This is a genomic window from Mucilaginibacter aquariorum, assembly GCF_024498135.1.
GTDB classification, from domain to species: Bacteria; Bacteroidota; Bacteroidia; order Sphingobacteriales; family Sphingobacteriaceae; genus Mucilaginibacter; species Mucilaginibacter aquariorum.
This window is the reverse complement of the sequence record NZ_JANHOH010000001.1, coordinates 1,243,876-1,262,598: the sequence shown is the minus strand read 5'-3', so window position 1 is coordinate 1,262,598 and position 18,723 is coordinate 1,243,876. Positions and strand designations below refer to the sequence as shown.

19 protein-coding genes are annotated in these 18,723 nt (G+C 43.2%); 8 read left to right on the top strand and 11 right to left on the bottom strand.

Annotation, left to right across the window (positions count from 1 at the left end):
- The first annotated feature begins 68 nt into the window (after positions 1–68).
- The gene (locus NPE20_RS05530) at positions 69–653 is read left to right on the top strand and encodes a hypothetical protein (RefSeq protein ID WP_256537610.1); all 585 of its coding nucleotides are present in this window, start codon (positions 69–71) and stop codon (positions 651–653) included.
- A 530-nt stretch (positions 654–1,183) separates the two neighbouring features.
- Here NPE20_RS05530 and NPE20_RS05525 read toward each other — a convergent pair.
- From NPE20_RS05525 to NPE20_RS05485, 9 genes are all read right to left on the bottom strand, one after another.
- Positions 1,184–2,434: a sulfate adenylyltransferase subunit 1 gene (locus NPE20_RS05525; protein ID WP_256537609.1), complete on the bottom strand. Its 1,251-nt coding sequence runs from the start codon at positions 2,432–2,434 to the stop codon at positions 1,184–1,186.
- Positions 2,435–2,535: 101 nt separating this feature from the next.
- The gene (gene cysD / locus NPE20_RS05520; RefSeq protein WP_256537608.1) at positions 2,536–3,441 is read right to left on the bottom strand and encodes a sulfate adenylyltransferase subunit CysD; all 906 of its coding nucleotides are present in this window, start codon (positions 3,439–3,441) and stop codon (positions 2,536–2,538) included.
- Positions 3,438–4,157, bottom strand: a complete 720-nt coding sequence (locus tag NPE20_RS05515) for a phosphoadenylyl-sulfate reductase (RefSeq protein WP_256537607.1) — start codon at positions 4,155–4,157, stop codon at positions 3,438–3,440. The genes cysD and NPE20_RS05515 overlap by 4 nt, the downstream gene beginning before the upstream one ends.
- The gene (locus NPE20_RS05510; RefSeq protein WP_256537606.1) at positions 4,157–5,668 is read right to left on the bottom strand and encodes a TSUP family transporter; all 1,512 of its coding nucleotides are present in this window, start codon (positions 5,666–5,668) and stop codon (positions 4,157–4,159) included. Before NPE20_RS05510 ends, NPE20_RS05515 begins: the two co-directional genes overlap by 1 nt.
- Positions 5,646–6,434 carry a uroporphyrinogen-III C-methyltransferase gene (gene cobA, locus NPE20_RS05505; protein WP_256537605.1) on the bottom strand — a complete coding sequence of 263 codons (789 nt, stop codon included), beginning with the start codon at positions 6,432–6,434 and terminating at the stop codon, positions 5,646–5,648. The genes NPE20_RS05510 and cobA overlap by 23 nt, the downstream gene beginning before the upstream one ends.
- Positions 6,431–8,524 (bottom strand): ferredoxin-like domain-containing protein, encoded by a 2,094-nt coding sequence (locus NPE20_RS05500; protein WP_256537604.1) that lies wholly within the window; start codon positions 8,522–8,524, stop codon positions 6,431–6,433. Before NPE20_RS05500 ends, cobA begins: the two co-directional genes overlap by 4 nt.
- 248 nt (positions 8,525–8,772) lie before the next feature.
- Complete coding sequence (locus NPE20_RS05495) at positions 8,773–9,534, bottom strand: copper homeostasis protein CutC (protein WP_256537603.1); 762 nt, start codon at positions 9,532–9,534, stop codon at positions 8,773–8,775.
- A 54-nt stretch (positions 9,535–9,588) separates the two neighbouring features.
- Positions 9,589–10,608, bottom strand: coding sequence for a glycosylasparaginase (locus tag NPE20_RS05490; RefSeq protein ID WP_256537602.1), 1,020 nt, complete (start codon positions 10,606–10,608; stop codon positions 9,589–9,591).
- Positions 10,609–10,693: 85 nt separating this feature from the next.
- Positions 10,694–11,134, bottom strand: coding sequence for a putative signal transducing protein (locus NPE20_RS05485; RefSeq protein ID WP_256537601.1), 441 nt, complete (start codon positions 11,132–11,134; stop codon positions 10,694–10,696).
- Between the two features lie 53 nt (positions 11,135–11,187).
- Here NPE20_RS05485 and NPE20_RS05480 point away from each other — a divergent pair, with 53 nt between their 5' ends.
- From NPE20_RS05480 to NPE20_RS05465, 4 genes are all read left to right on the top strand, one after another.
- Complete coding sequence (locus NPE20_RS05480) at positions 11,188–12,144, top strand: helix-turn-helix transcriptional regulator (RefSeq protein ID WP_256537600.1); 957 nt, start codon at positions 11,188–11,190, stop codon at positions 12,142–12,144.
- Positions 12,145–12,308: 164 nt separating this feature from the next.
- Positions 12,309–12,755 (top strand): EVE domain-containing protein, encoded by a 447-nt coding sequence (locus tag NPE20_RS05475; RefSeq protein WP_256537599.1) that lies wholly within the window; start codon positions 12,309–12,311, stop codon positions 12,753–12,755.
- A gap of 12 nt (positions 12,756–12,767) precedes the next feature.
- Positions 12,768–13,205: an SRPBCC family protein gene (locus NPE20_RS05470; RefSeq protein ID WP_256537598.1), complete on the top strand. Its 438-nt coding sequence runs from the start codon at positions 12,768–12,770 to the stop codon at positions 13,203–13,205.
- Positions 13,206–13,261: 56 nt separating this feature from the next.
- A complete protein-coding gene (locus NPE20_RS05465) occupies positions 13,262–13,723 on the top strand; it encodes a GyrI-like domain-containing protein (RefSeq protein WP_256537597.1) in 462 nt (153 codons plus the stop codon).
- 116 nt (positions 13,724–13,839) lie between these two features.
- On the opposite strand, the gene NPE20_RS05460 is transcribed toward NPE20_RS05465, so the two are convergent.
- On the bottom strand, positions 13,840–15,174 hold the full coding sequence (locus NPE20_RS05460) for a dihydroorotase (RefSeq protein ID WP_256537596.1): 1,335 nt from the start codon (positions 15,172–15,174) through the stop codon (positions 13,840–13,842).
- A gap of 159 nt (positions 15,175–15,333) precedes the next feature.
- Here NPE20_RS05460 and NPE20_RS05455 point away from each other — a divergent pair, with 159 nt between their 5' ends.
- Positions 15,334–16,134 (top strand): hypothetical protein, encoded by an 801-nt coding sequence (locus NPE20_RS05455; RefSeq protein ID WP_256537595.1) that lies wholly within the window; start codon positions 15,334–15,336, stop codon positions 16,132–16,134.
- 75 nt (positions 16,135–16,209) lie between these two features.
- On the opposite strand, the gene NPE20_RS05450 is transcribed toward NPE20_RS05455, so the two are convergent.
- Entirely contained in the window at positions 16,210–16,848 is a 639-nt protein-coding gene (locus tag NPE20_RS05450; protein WP_256537594.1) for a hypothetical protein, read from the bottom strand.
- 237 nt (positions 16,849–17,085) lie between these two features.
- Between NPE20_RS05450 and NPE20_RS05445 the strand changes: the two genes are divergently transcribed.
- Together NPE20_RS05445 and NPE20_RS05440 are read left to right on the top strand one after the other, a co-directional pair.
- The gene (locus NPE20_RS05445) at positions 17,086–18,450 is read left to right on the top strand and encodes a DEAD/DEAH box helicase (protein WP_256537593.1); all 1,365 of its coding nucleotides are present in this window, start codon (positions 17,086–17,088) and stop codon (positions 18,448–18,450) included.
- Complete coding sequence (locus NPE20_RS05440; RefSeq protein WP_256537592.1) at positions 18,410–18,721, top strand: hypothetical protein; 312 nt, start codon at positions 18,410–18,412, stop codon at positions 18,719–18,721. Before NPE20_RS05445 ends, NPE20_RS05440 begins: the two co-directional genes overlap by 41 nt.
- The last annotated feature ends 2 nt before the right edge of the window (positions 18,722–18,723 follow it).

The window sequence follows — 18,723 nt, the reverse complement described above, 5'->3', positions numbered from 1 at the left end:
CGGGCGAGCTGCCCGCTTTTTTTGTGGTTTTAAAACCTATATTTAACTGCTTAAATATATCACATAACATGTTTAAAAGCAGGCTGCTTCTTGTCACACTATCGCTTTTTTTGCTAATAAATACACAGTATTTTTGGGAGGGGATGCTTGGTGGTTTTGCGATACCACTAACACTTGTATTCGCAATCACTTTCCTGATACTTGTTTTTCAAGTATTCCACCAAATCTATTTATCAGTAAGAGAACGATTTAGAGATAAGCAGAGGATCTATAGAGTTGGTATTGTGATAGTACTTTTAACCTTGGTGGTCTTGCGCCCTTTTGGCCTGATCAACTATAGGATATTTGAAAGTAAAAATGTATTCGTAGCAGAAAGAGAAGGAGTTGCAAATTGCATGACTACCCTTATGCTAAAGGAAAGCGGCAGGTTTAAAATGAGAAGTGTCTGCTTTGGTGTTGAGGAAGAAACCGGAAGTTATACTTTTAATAAGGATACACTTAAATTAAACTATGCATCTTTCCGGGGAGGAGATAATGGTTTTAAGTACGGGATTTTAGATACCGCTAACAAAAGTCTTAAACTTTATAGAACAGCGCTCGATACTTTGCCAATTCCTTTGTATGTGAGCAAAAATGAAATTAAGGCTCCATAAAACAATGATACTGGATATTCGCTAATCTATTTTGCTCGTCTGTTACGAATGCTTGATAGGGGATTGCGATTATATCGCCCGAGTATACCAACCTGTCATTTCGAACGAGCATGTGGAAGGAAGAGCGTGGAGCTAGGAGAAATCTTTTACAAGTGGCAGGCGGTGAATTTACATGATGGGATGCAAAGTGTAAAAGATTTCTCCTCGTACCTCGTTCGAAATGACATGGTGGGAGAGACATCGTTCAACAAGCGGCAGGCGGTGAATTTGCATGATGGGATGCAAAGTGTAAAAGATTTCTCCTCGTACCTCGAAATGACATGGTGGGAGAGACATCGTTCTACAAGCGACAGGCGGTGAATTTGCATGATGGAATGCAATGTGTAAAAGATTTCTCCTCGTACCTCGTTCGAAATGACATGTCGGGGAAGCAGCCCCCCCCCCTAAAACGCAAGAACCCTGCACGAGTTGCACCTCGCACAGGGTATTCTTACTTCACTTAACGGTTTATATAATAATTGGAATTATTCTTACTCTACCGACTGGCGCAGCATTAGCGCGCCTACGGTTACATTGGTGCGGCTATCAATAATTATAGCGCCGCCATTGGCTTTATTTACCTGGTATGGGTCGAAGGCTAAAGGCTCGGCAGTTTTAATAACAATGCGGCCAATATCATTCAGTTTAAATTCCTCGTCAAAATCTTTCTCCAGGGTGTTAATGTTCACTTTGTAAATGATCTCCTGAATTTTGCAGCGGATAGTTTTTGTGTTGTGCTGCACTAAATAGGTGAGGGAGGTGTCCAGCGGACGGGTATCCATCCAGCACAGGTCGGCCTCTATTACATTGCTTAGTTGCGGTTGCCCGGCACTATTCACAATAATATCGCCACGGCTTATATCAATATTATCCTTCAGGTGCACTGTTACAGACATGCCCGCTAATGCCTCTTCGGGTTGCTTATCGTACACTTCAATCTTGGAAATGGTAGAACTAAAGCCCGATGGCAGCACCGTTACCTTATCGTTCACCTTAAATGACCCGCTTGATACGCGACCGGCATAACCACGATAATCGTGCAGGGCATCTGTTTGTGGCCTAACTACCCATTGTACGGGCAATCTTGCATGTGCAGATGAATCGTCAATGGTGAGCTCCACATTCTCTAAATGCTGCAAAAGGCTATCGCCTAAGTACCAGCTCATTTTTGACGATGGATATACAATATTATCGCCCTTAAGCGCACTTACCGGAATATAGGTTACATTATCCAGATTAACCTTTGCAGCCAGTTTCTTAAAGTCGGCTATGATCTGTTTAAACACATCTTCGCTGTAATCAACCATGTCCATTTTGTTAACGGCAACCACCACCTGCGGTATTTGTAACAACGACACCAAAAAGGAGTGACGTGTAGTTTGCTCTACAACACCTTTACGTGCATCTATCAGGATGATGGCCAATGCGGCATTACTTGCACCGGTAACCATGTTACGGGTATACTGGATATGACCGGGTGCATCGGCAATGATAAACTTGCGTTTATCAGTTTCAAAGTATTTGTAGGCTACATCAATAGTAATACCCTGCTCGCGCTCGGCTTTAAGGCCGTCGGTTAAAATGGCAAGGTCAATACTGCCGTCGTCGTTTTTACGGTTCGATGCATGCAGGGCTTCCAGTTGGTCAAGCAGTATGGCCTCACTATCGTATAATAACCTGCCTATTAATGTGCTTTTACCGTCATCAACACTGCCTGCGGTAATAAATTTTAATATATCCATTTTTGGATTTTAGATTTACGATTTTAGATTTTTTATTCTGATTAAAACTTTCAATTCTGGCTTTACCATTAAAGGCTAAATCCGAAATCGAAAAGTCGAAATCAAAAATATCCCCCTTTTTTCCTGTCTTCCATGGCCGCTTCACTTACTTTATCGTCCATACGTGCGCCGCGTTCGCTGATCTTTGATGATGCTATCTCGTTAATAATGTCATCAATCTCAAACGCGTACGATTCAACTGCCGCCGTACAGGTCATATCACCCACGGTACGGAAACGCACATTCTTTTTCTCTACTACATCATCGGCATCCATATTAAGGAATGGCGATGCGGCCATTAGCTGCCCATTACGGGTAATACAATCACGCTGATGCGCAAAATAGATAGTTGGCAACGGGATGTTTTCCCTGCGGATATAGTTCCATACATCAAGCTCTGTCCAGTTACTTATCGGGAAAACGCGTACGTTCTCGCCTTTATGGATCCTGCCATTGTAAATATCCCAAAGCTCGGGGCGCTGGCGTTTTGGGTCCCACTGGCCAAATTCATCACGTACCGAAAAGATACGTTCCTTTGCACGGGCTTTTTCCTCATCACGGCGTGCGCCACCTATACAGGCATCAAACTTATGTTTGGCAATGGTATCCAGCAGGGTAACCGTTTGCAGCGGGTTACGACTGGCGTTTTTGCCCTTTTGCTCAATAACTTTTCCTTCGTCAATAGTATCCTGCACGTGGCCTATGATCAATTTTTCGCCAATGCGGGCTACCATATCATCACGGTAGGTAATTGTTTCTTCAAAATTATGCCCGGTATCAATATGCACCAGCGGGAAGGGGAACTTACCCGGGCGAAAGGCTTTTAATGCCAAATGCACCAGGGTAATAGAATCCTTGCCGCCTGAAAACAGCAACGCAGGTTTTTCAAACTGCCCCGCTACTTCGCGCAGAATATATATGGCCTCTGCCTCTAATTCGTCCAGGTAATCTAAACGGTATTTGCTCATTCTTTTAAATCATTTAACGTTACTGCATGTAATCCACACTCTTTTTTGCTTTGGTCTTCCCACCACCAGCGCCCGGCCCTAAAATCTTCGCCGGGTTGTACCGCCCTTGTACAGGGCAGGCAGCCAATACTGGGGAAACCCTTATCATGCAATGTATTGTACGGTATATTATATTGTTTGATGTATGCTTTTACATCATCTAAAGTCCAGTTAAAAATAGGGTGGAACTTAATGAGTTGATTGCCTTCGTCCCACTCCACATTGCTCATATCCTCGCGGTTTGGCGATTGCTCGGCACGGATGCCGGTTATCCAGCATTGGTTGCCTGCCAGCGCCCGGTGCAAAGGCTCTATCTTGCGGATGCCGCAGCATTCTTTACGGTTCGCTACTGATTCATAAAAGCTGTTAGGGCCTTTGGCGTTGACCATAGCTTCTAACTTGTTATGATCAGGGTAGTATGCGTAAATAGGTTGGCCGTAGATCTCCATAGTGCGGTTCCACACATAATATGTTTCGGGGAACAGCCTGCCGGTTTCCAGCGTAAAAACTTTTATAGGGATATCATTGGCGAATATCATGTGCGATATTACCTGGTCTTCCCATCCAAAACTAGTAGAAAATACTATTTCACCCGGGAAATGTCCTGCCAGCGCTTGTAATGCAGCTATAGGATCCTTCCCGTTTACTAATTGCGATATGTAGCTTATATCTGCCATTATATCACCTTCATTAAAAAGTTAAAAATACTGCGTATGCTGATCAGAATAACAATAACAGCTACAGAAACCATAATAGCCTTCGCTGATATTTTATTTGAGATCCTTGCCGCTACGGGCGACGCTAAAGCGCTACCTATAACTAACCCGGCCACCGCATCCCAGTGCGAACTGTTAAGCATGGTAATGAAGGTTAAAGAACCCATCAGTGCGATAAAAAACCGTGAAAGCTTTACCGTACCTAACGAGAACCTTGGGTGACGGCCGCCTGCTATCAGTGTAGACAACACAATTGACCCCCAGCCACCGCCGCCAACTGCATCAATAAAACCACCGCCTAAACCAAGCAGGGAGATGTTTTTTATTTTAGCTTTAGTGCGTTTACGATTCAGGTTAATGGCTTTTGATAATATTACGCAGCCCAAAATTAATGTGTATAATGATACTGCCGGTTTGGTGTATTGGGCATAGTGCTCTAATGACGATAACAGGTATGCGCCCGTTACTGCACCAACAATGCCGGGTAAGAGCAATAGTTTAAATAGCTTCCAGTTTACATTGCCCATGCGGTAATGCATCCAGCCGGCAATGCCGTTACTCATAATTTCTGACAAGTGCACACCCATACTTGCCGAAGCAGGTGGGATGCCCATAGAAAGAGAGAATGTAGTTGATGTTACCCCGTACGACATGCCGATAGCACCATCTACCAGTGCGAAAACAAAACCTGCACCCAGGAAATAGTAAAACATGGGTGGGATGGTTTCCACATAACCTCTAAAAGCCGGCTCCCTATACCAAAGCGAAGCAATAACTATAAGCAAAAAAACTATAGACATACCCCAAACCAGTAGTTTGAGGTTTAGGTTACTTGGTGGTTTTTGCGTGCCTACCAATACAGCGGTTACCCGGTTAAGTTCTTTTACTTTATGGGTAAAATCGCCGGCTAAGGTATTGCGCACCTCGCTCATTTGCTGTAGGGTAATATCCAGTTCGGCCGGTAAAGCCTCGCCTAAAACTTCTTTAAGGCGTTTGGCTATTGTGGGCGATTTTCCGTTGGTTGATATTGCTATCTTCAGGTCTCCTTTTTGTACAATAGAGCCCAGGTAAAAATCACATAGTTCGGGTTTATCGGCAACATTGATCAGTAACTTACGGTCATGCGCCGATTGCCTTACATATTTGTTTAACTCACTATCATTTGTGGCGGCAATTACCAGGTCGGCACCGTCCAGATCAGTATCTGTAAATGGTTTTTGAATAATGTTTACCTGCGGATGTATTGATGCCAGCAGGTGCACGTCTGTTAAAAAAGTTTTAGAAATAACGGTAACAGTAGCAGCCGGACTGTTTTGAAGCAGGGCCGTTAGCTTTTCCAAGCCAACATTACCCGCGCCAACCAGCACCGTATGCAAATTGTTCAGCTTTAAAAACACCGGGAACAATTGATTCCCCTGGGTTTTCTCCGGCTGAACGTCCGTTAAACTATTATCCTTTGGCAACAATGTCATAAACGTCTTTTACCAGTTTAAATTTAGGGTGTAGTGAAACCACTTCGCCAAAAACGATAAGGGCAGGAGAGCTGATGCCGCTTTCTCCGGCCAGATCTGCAATATTATCGGCTATGCCAATAACTACCTTTTCGTTAACGGTGGTCCCGCTTTGTATTACGGCAACCGGTAATTTACCTTTGCCTTCATTCTTAAATATCTGTGCAATTTGCGCCAGCTTGTGGATACCCATAAGCACCACAATGGTAGCGTTGGTTTTAGCCGCCTGATACAGGTCGGCAGATATTTTGCCATCGCTTGTTGTGCCGGTAACTACCCAAAAGCTTTCACTTAAACCCCTATGGGTAACCGGTATGCCTTGTAAGCCCGGTACACCAATAGAACTCGAAATGCCCGGAACAACCTGCGTAGGGATGTTATATTCGGCAGCAAAATCCAATTCTTCGTGCCCGCGGCCAAATACAAATGGGTCGCCGCCCTTTAACCTTACCACATGGCCATAGTTAAGGGCGTAGTCAACCATCAGTTTGTTGATGTTCTCTTGCGAAAAAGAGTGATCGCCAGAGCGTTTACCCACATAAACTTTGGTAGCGTTAGCAGGGGCAAAAGCTAAAATTTCCTCATTCACTAAAGCATCATATAAAACCACATCGGCGGTTTGCAGCGCTTTAATACCTTTTAGGGTAATAAGCTCTGCGTCGCCGGGGCCCGCGCCCACAAGAGTGATTCGTGGTTCTTTTATGCTATTTGTATTTCTTGATATCATGATTGCAACACTGCCTCTCTTTTAACTTTAACCGCTTCTAAAAAATCTGTTGCCTGTTGCTTGTAAGCGGTGGCAAATTCTTCAGAGGGTTCATTTTTATTTATTTGCAATACCAGGTCGTTAAATGTACCATTTATATCAATCTCTCCGGTTGATACATAATGCGCATCAAACTCGCGGATAACACCTGCCTGTGTGCTGCTGTTAACGCCTTTATCCAACAACAAAGCCTTAGCCGAGCTAATGAAAGTATTGTAGGAATGATAGATAGCATCTGACCATAAACCTTTGGCATAAGCGCCATTGGCCCAGCCCAGCTTCTCTTCGCTTTCGTATAAAAGGGTGGCAACCAGGTCAATGATCACACCGGCGCATTCGCCAACACCTATAGCCGAAACATAAGTTTCCTGGTGGCCCCAGTCAACAAATTCATCATCTGTAAGGGTGGTTAGGTCGGCCAGTGGTTTTAGCAGGCGATAGAAATAATCCTTACCCTGCCTGTCGTAATAAGCGTGAAAGGTTTCCCCCTCGGGCGATAATGTTTTATAATCATCCAGCACAGCCCTTAAAACATGGGTTGCACGTTTTGATGGCACTTTTATTACCCGTTCGGCCACACGGCCTTCGCCATTGCCTACGGTACCGCCACCAAGCATTACCTGTACAGATGGCAAAACCCTTGTTCCTGCCTTAAGCGAGCTGCCATGAAAACCAATATGCGCCAAACCATGCTGGCCACAACTGTTCATACAGCCACTTATTTTTATCTTGATCTCGCGGTTATAAATAAGATCCTCGTATTCATTAAATATCACATCTTCCAGTACCTTAGCCATGGTCATGCTGTTACTGATACCCAAATTACAGGTATCGGTACCCGGGCAGGTAGTTACATCGGCAATACTGTCAAAGCCTGGTGCAGCCATGTTTAGGGCATTTAAACCTTCGTAAAGCGCGGGTAAGGCTTCTTTACGCACATATTTTAATAACAAGCCCTGGTTTTGGGTTATGCGGATCTCGTCGGCTGCATAAGGTTGTATGGCAGCAACCATTTTACGTGCAATATCGGTTGGGATATCGCCCACAGGCACTTTTACATATACGCCATAAAAACCGGTTTGCTTTTGCTCAAAAACGTTTGTTACCAACCATTGTTCGTAGCGCAGCGGGTTGCTTATAGGAACCCGCGGATAGATAGTTAAAGGTGGAATTACAGGCTGCGGAACCGAATCACGGTTAATAGGCCAGGTTTTTACTTTAATGGCAGTGCGTTCTTCGGCTGCAAGGCGTAAAACCTCATCCAAACCTATCTTTTGTATCAGGTATTTTAAACGGGCCTTGTTACGGTTATTGCGTTCACCGTAACGGTCAAATACCCTGATAATTGTTTCTATGTAAGGTATCAACTGGTCTTCCGGCAAAAACTCCTCTACCGCACTTGCCAATAAGGGTTGCGCGCCAAGTCCGCCGCCTAAAAGTACTTTAAAACCGCGTTCGCCGGCTTCATTCACTTTAGGGATCAAGCCAACATCATGTATATAAGCGAAAGCGGTATCTGCTTCGCTTGATGAAAAAGAGATCTTAAACTTACGGCCCATTTCCTGGCAAATTGGGTTACGCAGAAAATATTCGAACGTAGCCTGTGCATACGGCGAAACATCAAATGGTTCCAATGGGTCAACACCCGAAGTAGGGGACGAGGTTACATTCCTTACCGTATTTCCGCAAGCTTCGCGAAGGGTAATGTCATCCTGCTCCAACTCGGCCCATAATTGTGGGGTGCGGTCAAGGCTAACATAATGGATCTGGATATCCTGGCGTGTGGTTAAGTGCAGGTTACTGCTGCCATACTCGTCAGATATATCGGCAATTTTTAAAAGCTGTTTAAAAGTAACCTTACCAAAGGGTAATTTAATACGCACCATTTGTACGCCGGGCTGCCTTTGGCCATAAACGCCACGCGCGAGGCGCAGGCTCCTGAATTTTTCGTCGTGAATTTTACCTTCGCGAAAAGCCCTTATCTTCCGTTCAAGGTCGATAATGTCCTGTTCTACTATCGGATTCTCCAGTTCTGTTCTGAAGCTTTGCATATTTTTGGTGGATTACTTTAAACTTATAAAAAAGCCCCTTCGGCTAAGCTGAAGAGGCGTATATTTCTCATTTACACATACTTACAGCCACGGTTTCTCCTCTTGCATACAGCAATAAATTAAGAGGGTGTAATATGTTAAATGTGTGCTATTCATTTCTATTGCCAAATATATATATACTATATGGAATTAGTAGAATTTATTTGAAAAAAAACAGGAAGTGACATTTAAATTATTTTGATCGCAGATTAACTGTTGGCTGCTTTTAGTATTTTCCTTACCCTGTCGGCACTTGTAACATCAATACTATATTCATCGCCGGGGGTGTTGCTCATCAGTATATGATCATTTTTATACTGCATTTGCCCGGGTATGTTAATGCGGGCCGAGGAGTGCACTTCTGTTGCACCGGTAAAGTGTATCAGGTCGGCAACGTTATTTTCGGTAATGCCACTGCCGGGCATAATGGTTATCCTGCCGGCCGCTTTTTCAATTAAATGGGTTAAAGTGGTTGCGCCTTCCATAGCTGTGCTTTTACCACCCGAGGTAAGTATGCGTTCGCATCCCATTTCAATAATATCTTCAAGGGCCTGGTATTGATCGGCACACATATCAAACGCGCGGTGAAAGGTAACACCAAGGCCCCATTGGCGGGCAAGGCGCACCAATTCGGTACAGCGTTCTTTATCAATGCTGCCATCAGCTTTAAGCATGCCAATCACAACGCCATCACAACCGGCCTCAATACAGGCCCGGATATCAGCCTGCATTACCTCAAACTCCAGATCGGTATAAAGGAAATCTCCGCGCCGGGGGCGTATAAGCACATAAAGTTTAATATGCAAATGCTTGCGTGCCAGTATCAACTGGCCATATGATGGCGTAGTACCACCTTCGGCCAAATTCTCGCATAATTCAACTCTTGCAGCCCCGCCGTCCTGCGCGGCAATAGCCGACGTTACTGAATTAGCACAAACTTCGAGTATTACAGGGGAGCGTTCGGGGTTCATTATGTAGCAAAAGTAGGATTATGGTTATCAAAACTCCGGTTGATGAAATATGTTTTATTTAGTTTCTTTATAAAAGCTCTTACCGGGTATTAATAATTCCTGATTTTTATCATCACATACAGCAAACGAAAAACCTTCCTGAATTGCATAAGCGCCATATTCGCCTTTTTTGTTGATAGCTAAAAAACCTACCTGGATCTGTTTAGCGGTTTGTGGTTTCTTTTTAATAATACGGTTGACAGCTTCTTTACAAGCATCCTCCGGCGAGTAGCCCTGGCGCATTAATTCAACCACTAAAAAGCTACCTACATTACGTATCACTTCTTCGCCCACGCCGGTTGAAGTAGCACCGCCCACTTCGTTATCTACATAAAGCCCGGCGCCGATAATAGGGCTGTCGCCAACACGGCCATGCAGTTTAAAAGCCATGCCGCTGGTAGTGCAGGCACCGCTAATATTTCCTTTTGCATCAAGCGCCAGCATACCAATCGTATCGTGGTTGTATTTGCTGCCCGGGCGGCGTTGTTTGTTCTCGATATTTAAAATAGGAGAATATTTGGCTGTTTTAAGCCACTCTTTCCATGCCTTGTATGACTCGGGCGTTAATAATTTTTCTTTTTTAAAGCCCTGCTCAATGGCAAATTGTGTGGCACCATCGCCAACCAGCATTACGTGCGGGGTTTTTTCCATCACTAAACGCGCAACCGAAATTGGGTGCGCAATATTCTCCATAGCCGCTACAGACCCGCAATTGCCAAACTCATCCATTATACAGGCGTCCAGCGTAACATGGCCATCACGATCCGGATAACCGGCACGGCCTACAGTATGATTTTTCATATCCGCCTCGGGGATCTTAACACCTGCCTCAACAGCATCCAGGGCACGGCCGCCTTTAGATAGTGTTTTCCATGCTTCTTTATTGGCTTCAATACCAAAATCCCACGTAGAAATTACTATCGGAAACTTTTCTGCACCCTTAGAAGCAATAGACTTTGCAGGTGCATATTTTGATAAGGCTGTTAAAGAAGCAGTTACTGCGGTTAATTTTAAAAATTTGCGGCGATCATACATATGGCTAAATATAATAATAGGGCAATAATAAGTATAAATGTATCAGCTTTGATACAATATGAGAGCATGCGTGAGGCTTCAGGCTTTATTCAAAATCACGTTGGCAATTAAAGCAATGCCAGGATTTTCGCGCGTAAAGCGGAAATGCCGATAGAAGAACAAATAGTAAGGCAGTAAACCAGTGCGTTCTTCTTTCAGTGGCAGGGCCATAACGCACATTACTTGATGCACAGTAAGGGCAAATGACCGGCGAGTGGGTTTCCTCGTCAATTTCAAAATGATCTTGTTCATGCATATCGCCACTTTCTGCCAATATCTCGCGGCAGCGCTCCAGGTCGCGCTCAAATATTTTTAGTTTGATGCCGCCAACCGCGTTGCTGTATATGGGGTTTGCAGATATAATGTTATCATCGGCAATAAAACACGGTATGCCGTTATCTTCCAGCTTGGTACGGATAATGTGCGCCAGCATCGGATCATAATACTGTTCAAAGGTGATGATCTTATCTTCGGGTTGTTCTGCCATTTTTAATATAACATTTGTGCTAAGGTAATTAGTTTTTTTGTTTATTTTGGGGCATGAACCGCATCGACCGCATATCTGCCATATTAATACAGCTGCAAACGCGCAGAGTAGTAAAGGCAAGCGATATTGCGGCAAGGTTTAATATTAGTTTGCGCACCGTTTACCGGGACGTGCGATCGCTGGAAGAAGCCGGCGTGCCTATTATTGGTGAGGCAGGGGTAGGTTACTCATTGGTTGATGGCTATCGCCTGCCGCCTATCATGTTTACCCGGGAAGAGGCCACTGCATTTTTAACCGCCGAAAAGTTTGTAGAGAAGATGACCGATGCTTCTACCGCCGCGCAGCATAAATCGGCCATGTATAAGATCAGGGCGATATTGAAAACTGCCGAGAAAGACCTGCTGGAAAGCATGGATGGCAGCATAGAAGTATTGAAAAGCCAAACCCAGCGCAGGGTAAATAATAACGATCATATCCAAACTATTTTAAACTGCATAGCCAATAAAAAAGTGCTCTGCATAGATTATACAGCCGGTTATACGCAAACTAAAACCAACCGGCATATCGAACCCATTGGCATATTTTATCTGGATAGTTACTGGCACCTGATAGCCTTTTGCCGGATGCGAAACGATTACCGCGACTTTAGACTGGACAGGATACAGGCACTTGCCGAAACCGATATGTGTTTTGAAGGCAACCACCCAACGCTTAAAGATTATATAGCCCAAACAGCCTGCGAAAATAAATTGGAAACCATCGTTATAAAAGTTGATAACGAAGTATCTAATTATATAAACGAACAACGCTATTACCATGGTTTTGTATCTGAAAAGCAATTCACCAAGTATCGCGAAATGACCTTCCTTACGATATCAACCGAAGGGTTTGCACGTTGGTTTATGATGTTTGGCGATCATGCTGAAGTGATTAGCCCGGATAAAGTAAAGGATAGGGTAGCAGAAATAGCCGAAGGTATTGTGAGGCGAAATTCGCCCGTGGAAGTGTAATGCCTCGTCAGTCTGAGCCTGTCGAAGACTGAATATTTGATGCTTGATAGTTCGACAAGCTCACTATGACAAACTTATTTCTTTACTCCTGTTGACATACTGCTGTCAATATGCATGCCTTTCTTTGTGGCTAAGTTTTTGTATTAAATAATAAGCCAAGGCAAATGTCACAGCGATATTGGATAGTTGTAGTATCAAAAGATCACCTGGCCCGCGGGGTCAAGGGCGGATTTATGCAGGCAAATCATGGCAAGGAAGCACCGCTTAAAAAACTAAAGCCCGGTGATTGGGTTATATTTTATTCGCCCAAACAAACCTATGGTGGTAAAGAACCATTGCAGGCTTTTACGGCGATAGGGCAGGTGAAAGGCGATGAAATATATCGACATAAAATGAGTGACGATTTTGTGCCTTATCGGCGCAATGTTAATTTTTACAAATGCACCGAAACACCAATTGAACCATTGATACCCAGCTTGAATTTTATTGAAAACAAAAAGGCCTGGGGATTTAAATTCAGGTTTGGTTTTTTTGAGATCCAGGAGCATGATTTTAAGCAGATCAAATCGGCCATGATAAACGCAGAACCAATAATTACTAATCATATCTAACAATAAAACATTATGAGCAAGCTATCATTAACAACCACAATTGACATTAAGGCACCAGTGGCCGAAGTATGGAAAGGACTAACTGATCCCGAAATTGTAAAGCAATATTTCTTCGGAACTAATGTAAAAACTGATTGGCAGGTGGGCAGTCCTATTACCTTTAGCGGCGAATGGGAAGGGAAAACTTACGAAGACAAGGGCACTATTTTAGAAATTACGCCCGGTTGGTACGTGAAATATAGTTACTGGAGCAGCATGAGCGGTACCGAAGATAAACCCGAGAATTACGCGGATATAACCTACGCACTTAGTGAAAAAGACGGGGTTACTACCATTACTATTACCCAGGATAACATAAAAGATGAAGCTTCAAAAGAGCACTCTGAAAAAAACTGGCATATGGTTTTTGATGATTTAAAAAAGATACTGGAAAAACAAGGCGATCAGTAATTACAAGTACAAACAATAATATTAATCTATCTTCACATACTTAAACCAAAACCATAATGGATCACGAAATTAAAGACCTGCCGATGTTTTACGTTGCAGGTTTATCTGTAAGGACTATCAATAAAAACGGACAAGCCAGCCGGGATATTGGCAGTTTATGGCAAACCTTTACTCAAAATAATATGGCCGAAAAGCTGGAAGACAGGGAAGGCAATGAGTTGTATTGTGTTTACACCGATTACGAATCTGACCATAACGATTACTACGTTGCCATTTTAGGTTGCAAAGTAAGCTCGATAGAATACCTGCCCGAAGGTTTTACAGGTAAGGCTATCCCGGCAAGTAAATATATGGTGTTTACACCGGTGGGTAAATTCCCGGCTAATATTGCTGCTACGTGGCAACACATCTGGCAGTCGGGTATCGAAAGAAAATATACCGCTGATTTTGATGTTTATGATGTTACCGGGAAAGCTTTTGAAGATATAGAATCGAAAGTTTATGTAGCGGTGGATTAGTTCTACTTGTCATGCAAAGACACAAAATCTTTTTGTCATGGTGAGCCTGTCGAACCATTCACAAACCAGCTAATCCTTCGACAGGCTTAGGATGACATTTCGGATTGATACTATAATTAGCGGGTAAAGGTCATTCTTTGTCCGCTTTTTTCGTTGGTAAGGCTGCCATTTTCGTAAGCCAGATTGCCGGATACAATGGTACTTACCACCTTTGCCTTGAAAGTACTGCCCTCAAACGGCGACCAGCCGCATTTGTACAATATGTTGCTTTTATTTACCTGCCATGGGTTGTTCAGGTTAACCAGAGCCAGATCGGCCCAGTAACCTTCACGGATAAAGCCACGTCTTTCTATTTGGAAAATGGTTGCCACGTTGTGGGCCATTTTCTCGGCAATTTGCTCCAGCGTTATTTTACCGTGGTGATAAAGTTCCAGCATGGCGGGCAGCGCGTGTTGTACTAACGGGCCACCGCTTGGTGCCTGCAGGTAAGGTTGTGCCTTTTCCTCGATAGTATGTGGGGCATGGTCGGTAGCAATAATATCTATACGGCCATCTAAAACGGCTTTTAGTATCTCATCTCTGTCTTGCTCTGTTTTAACAGCGGGGTTCCATTTTATCAGGTTGCCTTTTTCTTCATAATCCGCATCGGTAAACCATAAATGATGGATGCATGCTTCGGCGGTTATGCGCTTATCGGCCAGCGGGATCTGATTGCTAAACAAATGTGTTTCCCTTGCGGTAGATATATGTAGAATGTGCAGGCGGGTATTATGCTTTTTAGCCAGTTCAATAGCCATTGATGACGACAAGTAGCAAGCCTCGGCACTACGGATCTTTGGGTGCAGCTTTACCGGGATATTATCGCCCAGTAACTGCTTGTAATGTTCCAGGTTGGCTTTTATAGTGGCCTCGTCTTCGCAATGCGTAGCTATCAGCATAGGCGATTGCGCGAACAGGTGTTCCAGTGTGGTTGGGTTATCTACCAGCATATTCCCGGTTGATGAGCCCATGAAAACCTTTACACCGCAAACGTTTTTAGCATCGGTACGCAAAACCTCGTCCAGGTTATCGTTTGATGCACCCATAAAAAACGAATAGTTTGCAGGCGAATTTTTTGCTGCTATATCGTATTTATCTTGAAGTAATTGTTGTGTGAGGGCATTAGGCACGGTATTGGGCATCTCCATAAAAGAGGTGATACCGCCGGCTACTGCCGCGCGCGATTCTGAAGCGATGTTGCCTTTATGCGTTAATCCCGGCTCGCGAAAATGAACCTGGTCGTCAATACAGCCCGGGAAAAGGTGCAGGCCTTCGGCGTTGATCTCTTTATCGGCTTTTACATCAATATTGCCCGCTATCTTTTCAATAAAACCATCTTTCACAAGTAAGTCGGCTTGTATTTGTTTTCCTTCGTTTATAATAGTGGCGTTTTTGATGAGGATACTTGTCATAGCGTAAAGGTAATATTTTTCAATTTTATGCTATGGTATTTAATTTTTATAGCATTAAAACGCGGTTGAATTAACTTGTTGGAAACATCAGAATATTGATTTAACTTTATGTAATTTTTCTGTTGCAACTAATAATAAATTTCTGTAAACCTGTGTGTTATGAGATGTAAACAAATTATTATGCTTGTTATGGTAATGGGTATAATGGCTGGCTGTAAAAAGGAATCTGTTATAAAAAAGCCAACAGACACGACAAAAATAGAGGTTAAGGTAAAAGATACGATATACCTTGTAAATAAAATGGTAACCAACCAGTTGCTTACACCTTCGCCTGTAACGCAAACAGAAACATTTACTTATAATTCTTCGGGACAGGTAACAAAACACAGCGTTGCCTATAAAAGCTATACACAAAACTATACCACAAATTACGCGGTTCTATATAATGATGGTAAGGTTAGCGAGGTGCAAAGATCGGGAGGCAAGCACAATATATGGGATAAACTGGTTTTTACTTATTCGGGTAATGATATAAAGGTGCTCTATGTATATCCTACCAGCGAGAGTAGTATTGTTATAACGGTTAACAGTAAGGGGCGTCCCGAAAAAGTTCAGGGCAACGGGCAATTTTATATGTTTAAATATGATGACAGTGGCAATATAATAAACCGGAGCCAGTACGAAAATGTAAACCCCACCAGGGCAACTGTGGTAAACAATTATACTTACGATAAAAAGCGCAGCCCTTTTTTGTCGCAACGGGATAATAATTATATTTTATATCTGGCCTTTAATGATATATATACCCACATTAATAATCGTATAAACACTAATAACCTGGAGGTTTACGACCTTGTTTATAACGATGGGGGCTACCCTGAAAAAATGACAGTTGTACATAGCTCGGTAGCGGTAAGAAAGGTTGATTACACGTATACTACTATTATAAAAACAAAGTAATTAGCTATATCAGCACGTAATAAAAAGACCCTGTCAATATTTATTGGCAGGGTCTTTTTATTGAACCGGCACTTATTACTTACCGCCGAAGTAATAGTTTATACCAAAATTGAAATTATTGTTCAGGCTTGCATTTACAAAGCTGCCATGGCTTAGGTAGTTATATTGGTAACTTATGTTGCCAAAACCCATGTTAAGGCCAACCTTAGGAGTAGGGAAGAATACCACATTAGGACCTGCATAAGCAGCAAGGTGGCCATTGGTAAAGTCGTTAGCGATGTGTGAAGTGCTGATCCCCATTTGCGGATAAATACCAAATTTATCGGTAAGCATGCAATAGTAGCGCAGGTTAACCGCCAGGCCAACAATATCCGTGTGATATTTTCTGGTGTAGGTGTAATTGTTTGCCGGATTGGTGTTCGAATAAAAATTTGAAGTTTCGGTACCAGATACCCTTGAATAACCCGGCTGAATACCGATAGCCCATTTATCGCTCAGGAAAAAACCAAATTCGGGACTAACGTTAAAGCTAATAATATCGTGGTTAAGATACTGGGTAACACCAGTGTCAAAGTTGTAGTTTTGAACTGTGCCATCTTCATCATAGCTAAAAGTAAAGCTGCCGCCAAGGTATTTGTGGCCTTTGCCGGTTTGTGCCGATGCAGAGCCGACGATAAAAAGAGTTGTAATTGCGATAAGTAAAAGTTTTTTCATGTTTTAAATTAATGGGAGTGAAGATAGTTCTTCGGGGCTTTATACGCAGAATAGTGTTTGGATGATACAGAGAAAATGAAAAGCTTCACCTTATACTACTGTAGAGTGTTTATTATGGTGAGCTTGTTGAACCATTATCTGGAGTACAAGTCTTCGACAGGCTTCTGGCTGACAACTATCTTACGGACTTTCGGACTTCAGACATCCGACTAAAAACAAAACCTTATCTTTGCGGCTATGGCTGTAACTTTTGAAGAATTTAATTTTAACCGGCAGATATTGAATGCTATTGCCGATGCCGGTTATACCGAAGCTACGCCTATCCAGCAAAAAGCTATCCCGCCAATAATGAACGGGCAGGACGTAATGGGCATTGCGCAAACGGGTACGGGTAAAACTGCTGCCTATGTGTTGCCTATTTTAATGAAGCTTAAATACGCGCAGGGCGATAACCCCCGTGCGTTAATTGTATCGCCAACGCGCGAGCTGGCTATGCAGATAGAAGAGAACATCAGAGCCTTCGCGGCAAATACCGATCTGCGTGTTGTTGTGCTTTACGGCGGCATTGGCCCAAAAACACAAATAGAAAACATAAAGAAAGGCGTTGATATAATTGTGGCTACACCGGGTCGTTTCCTTGACACTTATATAGCCGGGCACATCGTTACCAAAACCATAAATACCTTGGTACTGGACGAAGCCGATAAAATGATGGATATGGGCTTTATGCCACAGATAAACCGCATTTTAGAAGTTGTACCGGTAAAACGCCAGAACCTGCTTTTCTCGGCTACCATGTCAGAAAAGATCCAGGAGCTTTCGCACAATTTCCTGGAGTTCCCTACCGTGATCGAGGTTACCCCACAGGCAACTACTGCCGAAACGGTTAGTCAGCAGTTATATCACGTGCCCAATGTTAAAACCAAGATCAACCTGCTTAAATCGTTGCTTGATATCGAGGGCGACATTAAGAAGCTGATGGTATTTTGCAAAACCCGTGTAGCTGCCGAGGATGTTTACAAGTTTCTGCTACGCAAGTTTGGCGAAAAAGAAGTAAAGGTGCTGCACGCCAACAAAGGTCAAAACACCCGTATCAATTCCATCAATTCGTTTAAAAACGATGAGGTGAAAATACTGGTGGCTACAGATGTGGCTTCGCGCGGTATTGATGTGAGCGATGTAAGCCACGTAATAAACTTTGACGTGCCCGTGGTAATTGAAGATTACGTACACCGTATTGGCCGTACGGGCAGGGCTTATAACTCTGGTGTGGCCATTACCTTTGCCGTGCCATCAGAAGAGTATTATGTCAACAAGATCCAAAAGCTGATAAGGCAAACCATCCCGGTTTATGACATCCCTGCAGGGGTATTTATTGAGGAAACCCCTTACGAAGAGCGTCAGAACCAGGCCCGTGAAATAGATATGCAAAAGCGCAAGGAAGACCCTGATTTTAAAGGAGCTTTCCATGAAAAGAAAACGCTTACACAGATCAAGAAATTTGAAGCCGAAAAAGCAAAAAAACAACCCAATAGTGCTAACAAGAAACCAGCTAAACAATATGGCGGAGCAAAACGATCTGGCAGAAAAAAACGATTCTAATCCGGTAAAATTCAGGATAAGCCCTTTAAATTTTGCCACCGCGGCCTTCTTTATATTGGCCGGCTATATTTTTATTAACGGCGCCAAAATTACAGGCAGCCCATACGAGCACTGGAGCGGTACTATTGGCTGGATCTTTATCCTGTTTGGGGTAGTTGTGTCATTGCTGGATATAATTTTCCGTAATTTCTTCTTCGAAACCAAAAAACTATGGATTGTAGAGCTAAGCTTTATAACTTTGGTGCTGATAATTTTTTTCCTTGTTAAATAAAT